This is a genomic window from Terrisporobacter muris (genome assembly GCF_024621905.1).
GTDB lineage: Bacteria > Bacillota > Clostridia > Peptostreptococcales > Peptostreptococcaceae > Terrisporobacter > Terrisporobacter muris.
Genome location: NZ_JANKBY010000136.1, coordinates 1 through 9,302, shown reverse-complemented (window position 1 = coordinate 9,302; position 9,302 = coordinate 1). Strand labels below are relative to the sequence as shown.

The following is a 9,302-nucleotide window of genomic DNA, read 5'->3' as shown; positions in this document are numbered from 1 at the left end:
ATAAGTATAAAGAAAAAAATGTAAAAACTTAAAAATTAAAGTTTACATATTTTAAACGTAAAGTCCAATTTAATCTTAATGTAACATAAAAATTATACTTAAGGTTAAAACAAATCAATTAGTCAGACATTAAAATTAGTAAAATCGAAAGTGCATCAATTCAAACCAAGTTTAAAACAACTAAATATACAAAATTTAGGAGGATAAAATGAGGAACATAGAAGATATCATTAAATTTGCAAAAGAAAGAGGTCCAAAAACTGTATCAGTAGCTTGTTGCCAAGACAAAGAGGTACTTATAGCAGTTGAAAATGCAAGAAAAGAAAATATAGTAGAGGCAATTTTAGTTGGAGATATTGAAAAAACTAAAGAAATTGCAGATGAATTGGGTATAAACCTAGAAAATTATAAATTAATAGACATTAAGGACTTATCAGAAGCTTGCCTAAAAGCAGTAGAGTTAGTATCTAGTGGAAAAGCTCATATGGTTATGAAGGGTTTAGTAGATACTTCAATTATATTAAAAGCTGTGCTTAATAAAGAGGTGGGTCTAAGAACAGGAAACATATTAAGTCATGTGGCAGTATTTGATATAGAGGGATATGATAGATTATTCTTTATAACTGATTCAGCTATGAACTTAGCACCAGACGTAAATGCAAAAAAACAAATAATTGAAAATGCATGCTCAGTTGCGAGATCATTAGATATAGATGAACCTAAAGTGGCATTGATTTGCGCTAAGGAAAAGGTTAACCCTAAAATGAAAGATACTGTAGAAGCAAAAGAATTAGAAGATATGTATCTTCGTGGAGAAATAAAAGGATGTATGGTTGGGGGACCTTTTGCCTTAGATAATGCTATTAGTGAAGAAGCTGCTAGACATAAAGGTATGGACCATCCAATAGCAGGTAAAGCTGATGTATTAGTAGTGCCAGATATAGAAGCAGGGAATGTATTATATAAATCTATAGCATTTTTTGCAAAATGTGAAAATGCAGGTTTAATAGTAGGAGCAAAAGCACCTATTATATTAACATCTAGAGCTGATAGTGATAAAACTAAATTAAATTCAATAGCGCTAGGGGTTCTAGCAAGTACAAAAAAATAATATAAAAATAAAGGAAGGTTATTAGAGTGGGAGATTATAAAATTTTAACAATAAATCCAGGATCAACATCGACTAAGATTGCTGTATTTGAAAATGAAGAATTATTATATGAAAAAACACTAAGACATTCTTCAGAAGAAATAGGGAAATATGAAAAGGTAGCAGATCAATTTGAGTTTCGTAAAGGTGTTATAGAAGAATCTTTAAAAGAAGCAGATTTGAAAGTAGAAGATTTAGATGCAATAGTTGGTAGGGGAGGACTTTTAAAACCTATACAGGGTGGAACTTACAAAGTAAGTGATGTAATGGTGAAAGATTTAAAAGTTGGAATACTAGGAGAACATGCATCTAATTTAGGAGGAATAATTGCAAAGGAAATGGCTGATGAAGTTTCTATACCATCTTTTATAGTAGATCCAGTTGTTGTTGATGAAATGGAAGATGTAGCAAGAATATCTGGGGTGCCAGAAATTCCAAGAATAAGTATCTTCCATGCTTTAAATCAAAAAGCAATAGGAAGAAGGGCAGCTAAAGACATGAATAAAAATTATGAAGACTGTAATTTATTGATTGTTCACATGGGTGGAGGAGTTACAGTTGGTGCTCATAAGAAAGGTAAAGTAATTGACAATACTAATGGTCTTGATGGGGAAGGACCATTCTCACCAGAAAGAAGTGGAGGACTTCCAGTTGGTGGTTTAATGAAATTATGTTATGGAGATCAATTAAGCAAGGCTGAGATAGGAAAACGTATAAAAGGTAATGGTGGAGTAGTTGCTTATTTAGGAACTAATGATATTAGAGATGTTGAAGATATGATTTCTAAAGGTGACGAAAAAGCTGCTTTAATATATGATGCTATGGTTTATCAAATATGCAAGGAAATAGGAGCATACGCTACAGTTCTTAAAGGAGAAGTTGATGCAATAATTTTAACTGGAGGAATTGCTTATTCTCAAACAATAAGAGAAAAGATAGAAGATAGAGTTAAATTTATTGCACCTGTTAAAGCTTATCCAGGAGAAGATGAAATGATAGCCCTTGCACAAGGTGGACTTAGAGTATTAAATGGTGAAGAAACAGCATTAGATTATGAAAAAGAAGCTTTAGCTTATTAATATATATACTGAAAATAGGTGAATTTTTATGATAAAAGACGATAAAAGAGTTAGACTTTTCATAGGACATTATGGAAGTGGGAAAAGTGAAGTTTCTATTAACTATGTAACTAGACTTAGGGAGGTAGTTGATGGAGAAGTTGCACTAGCTGATATAGATGTAGTAAATGTATATTTTAGGACAAGAGAAAAGAAAGATTTAATGAGACAGTTAGGGATAACGCCTATTGACAGTTCTATTCAAACAACTACGCTTGATGTTCCCGCTGTTTCAGCAGAAGTAATGAGACCACTACATGATGATAAGGTTAACTATGTACTAGATGTAGGTGGAGACAATGTAGGTGGAAGAGTAGTTGGTAGATTTGCTGAACATTTCAAATCAGACAACTATGATATGTTTTTTGTAATAAATGCTAACAGGGAGAAAACTCAAACTGCTAACGAAGTTCTTGGATACATAGATGCAATAGAAGCATCTTCTAAGCTTAAGGTAACAGGTCTTGTAAATAATACACATCTTTTAAGAGAAACAACTGTTGAAGATGTGTTAAAGGGACAAGAGGTTGCAAGAGAGGTTTCTAAAATAAAAAATATACCAATTAAGTATGTTTGTTGTATAGAAAATCTTGTAGATAAATTGCCAAAAGATTTAGAGGGAGACATATTACCTATAAAAATGTATCTAAGAGAAGAGTGGATGTAGTTTTGAGCTCAATATAAGAAATAATTAAGGGAGGCTTAACAATGGCTAAAGGGAAAGTAATTTTCAACGAAGAACGTTGCAAAAGTTGTGGACTATGTATAGAAGCATGTCCAAAAGGAATACTTGCAATTGACACAGAGGTTATAAATGCAAAAGGTTATAACCCAGCTAAGATAGTTGACGAAGAAAAATGCATTGGATGTGCAAGTTGTGCATTAATGTGTCCAGACGTAGTTATTACAGTAGAAAGAGATTAATTATTTTTTAAAAATAAGGGGGATTAATAATGGCTAAAATTCTTATGAAAGGTAACGAAGCATTTGGTAAAGCAGCTATAGAAGCTGGATGCCACTACTTCTTTGGTTACCCAATAACTCCACAAAGTGAGTTACCAGAATATTTATCAAGAGAACTACCTAAGGTTGGAGGAGCTTTTGTACAAGCAGAATCTGAAGTTGCAGCTATAAATATGGTTTATGGTGCAGGAGGAACTGGTACAAGAGTTATGACATCTTCATCTTCACCAGGGGTAGCATTAAAACAAGAAGGAATAACATACTGTGCAGGTGCAGAAGTACCTTGCGTAGTTTTAAATATAATGAGAGGTGGTCCAGGACTTGGAACTATACAACCATCTCAAGCAGACTACTACATGTCAACAAAAGGTGGAGGAAATGGAGATTATAGAACTCCTGTTTTTGCTCCAGCATCTGTTCAAGAAGCTGTTGATATGATAATAGAAGCTTTTGATGTAGCTGACGTATATAGAACTCCAGTTATGGTTGTTGCAGATGGTATGATAGGTCAAATGATGGAACCAGTTGATTTTGACAAAGAAAGAAAAACAAGAGAGTTACCAGAAAAAACTTGGGCTGCAAATGGAACTAAAGGTGAAAGAAAACCAAATGTAATAAACTCTTTATACTTACAATCAGAAGAACTAGAACAACATAACTTAAAATTAGAAAAGAAATATCAAGCAATAGAAGAAAATGAAGTTCAATATGAAATGTATAATACAGAAGATGCTGAATTAGTTTTCGTTGCTTATGGAACTGTTTCTAGAATAGTTAAAACAACAGTAGATCAAATGAGAGAAGAAGGTCACAAAGTAGGTTTAATAAGACCTAAAACATTATGGCCATTCCCTAACAAAGCATTTAAGGAAATACCAAATGCTAAGAATTTATTAGTTGTTGAAATGAGTTTAGGTCAAATGATAGATGACGTTAAATTAGCTTGCGAATGTAAATTACCAGTAGACTTCTATGGAAGATCAGGTGGTATGATACCATCTCCAGCTGAAATAGCTAATAAAGCTAAAGAAATAATAGGGGGTGCTAAATAATGGCTGTAGTATTTAAGAGAACAGAAGGATTACAAGATGTTACTACTCACTACTGTCCAGGATGTACTCATGGTATAATCCATAGATTAGTAGCAGAAGTATTAGAAGAGATGGGATTGCTTGGAGATGCTATAGGTGTAGTTCCTGTAGGATGTTCAGTTTTAGCATATAAATATTTCAATGTGGATACTCAAGAAGCTGCTCATGGTAGAGCACCAGCTGTAGCTACAGGTATAAAAAGAACTAATCCTGATAAGTTTGTATTTACTTATCAAGGTGATGGAGACTTATCATCAATAGGTATGGCAGAAATAGTTCATGCTGCAGGTAGAGGTGAAAAAATAAGTACTATATTCGTAAACAACGGAATTTACGGAATGACTGGTGGACAAATGGCTCCAACTACATTAATAGGTCAAAAGGCTACAACAGCTCAAAGCGGTAGAAATCCAGAAGTTAATGGTTTCCCAATAAGAGTTAGTGAAATGTTAGCAACATTAACTGGTGCAGTATTTGTAGAAAGAGTTTCTGTTGATACACCAGCTAATGTAAGAAAAGCTAAAAAAGCTATAAAAAAAGCTTTCCAAGTTCAACAAGCAGGGTTAGGATTTGGTATAGTTGAAGTATTATCTACTTGCCCAACTAACTGGGGACTTGCTCCAAATGATGCATTACAATGGTTAAGAGATAATATGATGTCTTATTATGAACTAGGAAATAAAAAAGATATAGAAGTTGAAGTTGAGGAGGCGAAATAATATGGCAACATCAAGAGTAATATGTGCAGGATTTGGTGGTCAAGGTGTTATGTCTATGGGCCAATTATTAACATATGCAGGAATGCTTGAAGGTAAAGAAGTTGCATGGTTACCTTCTTATGGACCAGAAATGCGTGGGGGTACTGCAAACTGTGCAGTAACTGTATCTGATAAGCCAGTTGGATCACCAGTTATAACAGATGATGCTACTTGCGCTGTTATAATGAACAAACCTTCTATGAAATTTGTTGATGATGTAGTTCCAGGAGGACATATATTAGTTAATAGTTCATTAATAGATATGAAAGTTGAAAGAGATGATGTTAATGTAACTTATATACCAGCTAATGAATTAGCAGCTGAAATAGGAATGCCTAAAGTTGCTAATATGATAATGCTAGGAGCTTGTTTAAAAGTTACAGAATCAGTTGATATAGAATCAGTTCTTCAAGCTTTCTTAAAAGTTTTCGGAGAAAGAAAGTCTAAATTCATACCTATGAATAGAGAAGCTTTACAAAAAGGTATGGATGCAGTAGCAACTGTAGAAGCTTAATTTAAAAAATAAAAATTTTATATTATACTAAAAAGGCAATAGAAATAATTCTATTGTCTTTTTTTCGTTTAAGTATTAAAATAATCCTATGGTTATAATTAAAGACTAATATTTAAAACATAAATTGAATAAAATAATTTTATGGATATAGATATTCTCGTCATGGAAGGAGTTTTTCAATGAGAAAATATTTTGGAACAGATGGAGTTAGAGGTGTTGCTAATACAGAACTTACTTGTGACTTAGCATATAAATTGGGAAGAGCTGGAGGATATGTCCTAGCTCAAGGAGATCACAGAGTAAAAGTTGTAGTAGGAAAAGATACAAGAATGTCAGGGGACATGCTAGAATCAGCTTTAATAGCTGGATTAATGTCAGTAGGATGTGATATAATTCCTGTGGGAATCATACCAACACCTGCAGTTGCATATCTAACAAGAAAATATAATGCAGACTGTGGAGTTGTTATATCAGCATCACATAATCCCATGGAAGATAATGGGATAAAGTTCTTTAATAAAGATGGATACAAGTTAGATGATGAAATAGAATTAGAAATAGAAAAATATATTGAAGATATAGAAAAGGTAGATTGCAATCCAGTTGGAGAAAATGTAGGAGTTATAAATCATGATCACAATGCATTAAGAGATTATGTAGACTATTTAAAATCTATAATAAATGTAGATTTAACTGGAATGAAAGTAGTTCTAGATTGCGCTAATGGAGCATCTTATGAAGTTGCACCAATAGTATTCAAAGAATTAGGTGCTAATGTTATAGATATAAATACTTCACCAAATGGAAAGAATATAAATGATAGATGTGGATCTACACATCCAGAAATGTTACAAAAATCTGTAGTTGAAAACAAGGCAGATTTAGGATTAGCATATGATGGAGATGCAGATAGATTAATTGCTGTTGATGAAAATGGAAACATTGTAGACGGTGACCATATAATGATATTAAGTGCAGCATATCTTAAGAAGAAAAAACAATTGTCAAATGATACATTAGTAATAACTGTAATGACTAATATAGGATTAAACGTTGCAGCAAGAGAATATGGAATAAATTTAGAAACTACAGACGTGGGAGATAGATATGTTATAGAAGCTATGAAGAAAGGAAACTTTAACCTAGGTGGAGAACAATCAGGACATATGATATTCCTAGATTACAACACTACAGGCGATGGAGTTTTAAGTTCATTAATGTTATCTAAGATAATAAAAGAAGAAAAGAAACCTTTATCAGAATTAGCTTCAATAATGAGTGTTTACCCACAAGTATTAGTGAATGTAGAAGTTAAAAACGAAGTGAAAAATAAATTCATGGAAGTTGAAGAAATAAAAAATGAAATAGCAAGAATAGAAGGATTAATGGAAGGTTCAGGAAGGGTTTTAATAAGACCATCTGGAACACAACCATTAGTTAGAGTTATGCTAGAGGGTAAAGAGGAAGGTCAAATAAATGAGTTAGCTAACAACTTGGCTAATCTTATAAAAGAAAAATTATCGTAAACTACAAGTAAATACTAAGAAATATACTTAGTATTTACTTTTAAGCGCCAGAACTTAACAATAACAGAATTTTATTAGTAGTATTGGGGGTTAAGTTGACGAGGACAGAGTTAATCGATTTTTCGGCGGATGCTCTGCGGTGTGTTTACCATCGTTAAGGTTTTCTCAAATCACGGAAGTGATTCTGTGGACAAAGGAAAACTCAAGTAAGCTTTTTCATGACCTAACTCTAAAAATATATTTAAAATAATATTTTTAGGAGGACACATAATATGTGTGGAATAGTTGGATATTTAGGAAAAAGACAGGCAACTGAAGTTTTAGTAGAAGGTCTGTCAAAATTAGAGTACAGAGGGTACGACTCTGCAGGTGTTGCTGTAAACACAGGTAACAAATTAGAAATAAGAAAGTTTAAAGGTAGATTAGCTATATTAGCTGAAGATCTACAAAAAAATCCTATTGATGGACATTTAGGAATAGGGCATACAAGATGGGCTACTCATGGCGAACCATCAGATGTAAACTCACATCCTCATTTCAATATGGATAGAACTATAGCTGTAGTTCACAATGGTATAATAGAAAACTATCTTGAATTAAGGGCAGAATTAGAAGCTGAAGGAGTTGTATTCTTATCTCAAACAGATACAGAAATAGCAGCTCATATGGTAAGTAAATACTACGAAGGAAATCTTTTAGAAGCTGTTTATAAAGCAACTGCGAGATTTAGAGGAGCTTATGCATTAGGTGTAGTATGCGCTGACAATGCAAATGAATTAGTTGCAGTAAGAAAAGATAGTCCATTAGTTGTAGGTTTAGGTGAAGATGAAAACATGGTAGCATCTGATATACCTGCAATATTAAAATATACAAGAAATGTTTACTTCTTAGAAAATGGTGAATTCGTTCATATAGAAGGAAATAAAGTAACTGTTTTAAATGAAAACAAAGAAGTAGTAGAAAAAGAAGTAAGTGAAATAACTTGGGATGTGGAAGCTGCATCAAAAGGTGGATTCGATAGCTTCATGGCAAAAGAAATATACGAACAACCAAAAGGTGTTGAAGATACGCTGCTTAGAAGATTAGATGAAAATGGAAGAATAAAGTTAGACGATATAAAAATAACTAAAGAAGATTTAGATAAAATAAACAAAGTTTATATAGTGGCTTGTGGTACTGCTTACCATGCAGGGCTTGTTGGAAAATATGCTATAGAAAAATTCGCTAAAATACCAGTTATAGCTGATATAGCTTCTGAGTTTAGATATAGTGATCCATTTGTAGATGAAAATACTTTAATAATAATAGTAAGTCAATCAGGAGAAACTGCTGATACTTTAGCTGCTCTTAGAGATGCTAAAGAAAAAGGTGCTAGAGTATTATCAATAACTAATGTTGTTGGTTCGTCAATAGCTAGAGAATCTGATGATATATTCTATACATGGGCAGGTCCAGAAATAGCAGTTGCATCTACAAAAGCTTATACAACTCAATTAATGGCATTCTATATGATAGCTTTAAACTTAGCTATGACAAAAGGAACTATAACTGAAGAAGAATACTTCAATATGATAGGTCAATTAAAGGAGATGCCAGCTAAAGTTGAAAAAGTATTAGAATGTGATAAATTAGTAGAAGAAATAGCTACTGAAATAAAAGACAAGAATGATATGTTCTATTTAGGTAGAGGTCTTGATTATGCATTAGCTATGGAAGGTTCTTTAAAAATAAAAGAAATATCTTATATGCATGCTGAAGCATTTGCTGCTGGAGAATTAAAACACGGAACAATAGCTTTAATAGAAGAAGGAACTCCTGTTTTAGTTATAGCGACTCAAGAACAATTATTTGAAAAAATGCTTTCAAATATGCAAGAAGTTAAAGCTAGAGGTGCAAAAGTAATAGCAATAGCTAAAGAACACAATAAAGAAGTTGAAAAATCAGCAGATAGAGTAATATATATACCAGAAGTTGAAGATATGTTTGCAAGTATAACTGCTGTTGTACCAATGCAATTATTATCTTATCATGTAGCTAAGATGAGAGGTTGTGACATTGATAAGCCTAGAAACTTAGCTAAGTCAGTTACAGTTGAATAATAGGAAACAATTAGATAATAAATAATATAGAAGGTTATATACTAAAAGTATATAACCTTTTTATTCTTAAACAATTACTTAAT

The 9,302-nt window shown here is 32.5% G+C and carries 9 protein-coding genes; all 9 read left to right on the top strand.

The features are described from left to right. The first annotated feature begins 208 nt into the window (after positions 1–208). The 9 genes from ptb (at position 209) to glmS (ending at position 9,219) form a co-directional block, all read left to right on the top strand. Positions 209–1,111: a phosphate butyryltransferase gene (gene ptb / locus NSA58_RS11305; protein ID WP_039681420.1), complete on the top strand. Its 903-nt coding sequence runs from the start codon at positions 209–211 to the stop codon at positions 1,109–1,111. Positions 1,112–1,137: 26 nt separating this feature from the next. Further along, entirely contained in the window at positions 1,138–2,229 is a 1,092-nt protein-coding gene (buk, locus tag NSA58_RS11300; protein WP_039681419.1) for a butyrate kinase, read from the top strand. 28 nt (positions 2,230–2,257) lie between these two features. After that, the gene (locus tag NSA58_RS11295) at positions 2,258–2,935 is read left to right on the top strand and encodes a hypothetical protein (protein WP_039681418.1); all 678 of its coding nucleotides are present in this window, start codon (positions 2,258–2,260) and stop codon (positions 2,933–2,935) included. Between the two features lie 41 nt (positions 2,936–2,976). Further along, positions 2,977–3,192, top strand: coding sequence for a 4Fe-4S binding protein (locus NSA58_RS11290; RefSeq protein ID WP_039681417.1), 216 nt, complete (start codon positions 2,977–2,979; stop codon positions 3,190–3,192). A gap of 29 nt (positions 3,193–3,221) precedes the next feature. After that, on the top strand, positions 3,222–4,283 hold the full coding sequence (locus NSA58_RS11285; protein ID WP_039681416.1) for a 3-methyl-2-oxobutanoate dehydrogenase subunit VorB: 1,062 nt from the start codon (positions 3,222–3,224) through the stop codon (positions 4,281–4,283). Continuing rightward, complete coding sequence (locus NSA58_RS11280; protein WP_039681415.1) at positions 4,283–5,041, top strand: thiamine pyrophosphate-dependent enzyme; 759 nt, start codon at positions 4,283–4,285, stop codon at positions 5,039–5,041. The genes NSA58_RS11285 and NSA58_RS11280 overlap by 1 nt, the downstream gene beginning before the upstream one ends. A gap of 1 nt (position 5,042) precedes the next feature. Further along, complete coding sequence (locus tag NSA58_RS11275) at positions 5,043–5,594, top strand: 2-oxoacid:acceptor oxidoreductase family protein (protein WP_039681414.1); 552 nt, start codon at positions 5,043–5,045, stop codon at positions 5,592–5,594. A gap of 179 nt (positions 5,595–5,773) precedes the next feature. Continuing rightward, complete coding sequence (gene glmM, locus NSA58_RS11270; RefSeq protein ID WP_039681413.1) at positions 5,774–7,120, top strand: phosphoglucosamine mutase; 1,347 nt, start codon at positions 5,774–5,776, stop codon at positions 7,118–7,120. Positions 7,121–7,392: 272 nt separating this feature from the next. After that, positions 7,393–9,219 carry a glutamine--fructose-6-phosphate transaminase (isomerizing) gene (gene glmS / locus NSA58_RS11265; protein WP_074429901.1) on the top strand — a complete coding sequence of 609 codons (1,827 nt, stop codon included), beginning with the start codon at positions 7,393–7,395 and terminating at the stop codon, positions 9,217–9,219. Positions 9,220–9,302 lie beyond the last annotated feature (83 nt).